Genomic DNA, 1062 nt, shown 5'->3' with positions numbered 1-1062 from the left:
GGCAGAGTAAAACTTGAAGTGCGACATAAACCACCTAATTAATTTAAAGGGTTTATGGAGTATATAAAATTGTCATACCATCATCTTAACTTTGAAGATCGTACTGCATTAATGCTTGAGTCAAGAAAAGAAGGCTTTTCACCCAGAAAATTTGCTGAACTTATTAAAAGACATCCTAGTACGATCTATCGTGAACTTAAAAGAAATAGCATCAATGACGTTTATCAAGCTCGATATGCTTCTGATAACACCTTCGCTAGACGTAGACGTGGTCACAGAAAACTCAAAATCGACTCAATCCTCTGGAGATTTATTGTTGAAGCGATCCGTTGTTTATGGTCTCCTCAGCAAATATCGAAGCGTTTAAAGACATTTTCTGATTTGGATCAAACAATGAATGTAAGCCATACAACGATTTACTCAACTATACGAGCATTACCAAAGGGTGAGTTGAAAAAAGACTTATTATCCTGTCTGCGTCATGAAAATAAAAAGCGAAAAGCTAACGGTGAACCTAAAAAAGATTCTATATTACAGGATATTAAAACTATTCATGAGCGCCCAGCTGAAGTTCAAGAAAGAAAAATACCGGGTCATTGGGAGGCCGATTTAATTAAAGGTAAAGACAATAAAAGTTCGATAGCAACACTTATTGAACGAAATACACGGCTCTGTATCTTGGCAACATTACCTGATGCAAAGGCAGAATCAGTGCGCAAGGCTTTAACTGAAGCTCTGAAATATTTACCTGCAGAACTGCGTAAAACGTTGACCTATGACCGTGGACGTGAGATGTCAGAACATAAAATACTCGAAGAAGATTTAGGCATAGATGTATATTTCTGTGACCCACATTCACCATGGCAAAAAGGCACATGCGAAAATATGAATGGTTTAATTAGGCAATATTTACCTAAAGGGATTGATTTAAATCAGGCAGATCAGCATTATTTAAATCAAGTTGCCATGTCACTGAATACTCGTCCTAGAAAAGCGTTAGATTGGCTTACACCATTAGAGAAGTTTGCTCAGCTTGTTGATTATCATAAGGCTTTTGAAACT

General features: G+C 36.8%; 1 protein-coding gene. It reads left to right on the top strand.

Translation table 11 applies throughout. The annotated features are described in order from the left end of the window. Positions 1 to 111: 111 nt before the first annotated feature. A partial coding sequence (locus tag GW12_RS04640) for an IS30-like element ISAba125 family transposase (protein ID WP_264673518.1) occupies positions 112 to 1062 on the top strand: 951 nt, incomplete at its 3' end.

The organism is Acinetobacter sp. HR7 (assembly GCF_000773685.1).
GTDB lineage: Bacteria > Pseudomonadota > Gammaproteobacteria > Pseudomonadales > Moraxellaceae > Acinetobacter > Acinetobacter thermotolerans.
This window is presented reverse-complemented; position numbering and strand designations above follow the sequence as displayed.